Source organism: Streptomyces sp. NPDC054765, from assembly GCF_053612065.1.
On record NZ_JBSHBP010000152.1, the window covers coordinates 1 to 1323 of the forward strand.

At 67.4% G+C, this 1323-nt stretch carries 2 protein-coding genes; both read right to left on the bottom strand.

What is annotated here, in order from left to right; all coding sequences use genetic code 11:
- Positions 1-31: 31 nt before the first annotated feature.
- On the bottom strand, positions 32-949 hold the full coding sequence (locus ACWGJY_RS37515) for an IS3 family transposase (RefSeq protein WP_453265373.1): 918 nt from the start codon (positions 947-949) through the stop codon (positions 32-34).
- Entirely contained in the window at positions 946-1254 is a 309-nt protein-coding gene (locus ACWGJY_RS37520; RefSeq protein ID WP_453265374.1) for a transposase, read from the bottom strand. Before ACWGJY_RS37520 ends, ACWGJY_RS37515 begins: the two co-directional genes overlap by 4 nt.
- Positions 1255-1323: the final 69 nt, after the last annotated feature.

Sequence of the window (1323 nt, forward strand, 5' to 3'; positions counted from 1 at the left end):
TGAGGTTCCCCCGCTGTGCGAGAGGTGCTGATCAGCTGGTCAGGAGGGGTTGACGGGGTTTCAGGTTCGCCCGTTCGGCCGTTGCCTGCTCGGCGTAGTGCTTCTCCTCGAACTCGATCGGGCTGAGGAAGCCGAGCCGTTCCTGGATGCGACGACTGTTGTAGAAGCCGTCGATGTACTCGAAGAGCGCGAGGTTCGCCTCGGCCCTCGTGGCGAAGACGCGCCCGCGGACGCATTCGGTCTTGATCAGCATCCACAGATTTTCTGCGAGGGCGTTGTCGTACGAGTCTCCGACCGAACCCATGGATGGCTCAATTCCCGCCCGCATAAGGCGATTTGTGAGCTTGATGGACGTGTATTGACAGCCGTGGTCGGCGTGATGGATGAGCTTGCCGGGCTCGACCTCGCGGGACGCGAGGGCGTACTCCAGACTGGACAGGACCAGGTCGGCGTCTGCGCGGGCGGAAGTCTCCCAGGCCACCACCCGCCGCGAGAACGCGTCCCGGATCGCGGAGAGCCACAGCGGTCCCTCGCTGGTGGGGATCATCGTCAGGTCGGTGACCCACAGCCGGTTCGGCGCCGGCGCGGTGAAGTCCCGGTTGACCAGGTCCGGGGCGAGCGTGGCCTTCGGATCCCGGCGCGTGAAGCCGCGCCGGCGCGGGCTGACACCCGCGAGGTCGGCCTCGCGCATGAGCCGCTCGACCCGCTTGCGCCCCACGCGGGTGCCCTCGCGCCTGAGGACCGCGTGCACCCGCGGCGAGCCGTAGATCCCGCCCGAGTCTGTGTGGATCTGCCGGATCTGCTCGGTCAGCTCCGCGTCCCGGCGGCGCCGTTCGCACGGCTCGCGTTCGGTGCGGCGCCAGCGGTAGTAGGTGGAGGAGGCGATGTGCAGTTCCCGAAGTACGCACTCGACTCCCAGGTGGGGGTGCTCGTCGAGGAGCGCGGTCACCTGGGCCGGGTCGGGTCGAGTTGCGCCGCGAAAAACGCCGAGGCGGTCCGCAGCACTTCGTTCGCCCGCTTGAGCTGGATGTTCTCTTTGCGCAGGGCGGCGAGCTCGGCGCGTTCGTCGGTGGTGAGCCGGTCGTCGCGTTCGCCAGCGTCGGCTTCGGCCTGGCGGATCCAGCCGCGCAGGGCCTCGGGGTGCACGCCGAGATCGACGGCGAGCTTCTTGATCTGGGGCTTCGGGTCGGAGGTGCGATACATCCGTACCGCACGCTCACGCAACTCCAGCGAGTATTTCCTGGGGGCAGCCATGGTCGATGTTCCTCTCATGAGAACCATCTGACCCTCTGTCAACATCCTCCGCATCCCGGGGGAACCTCA

Bases quoted from the DNA above. Each gene is read 5' to 3' on its own strand.
- ACWGJY_RS37520 (WP_453265374.1), bottom strand. From the start codon at position 1,254: ATGGCTGCCCCCAGGAAATACTCGCTGGAGTTGCGTGAGCGTGCGGTA.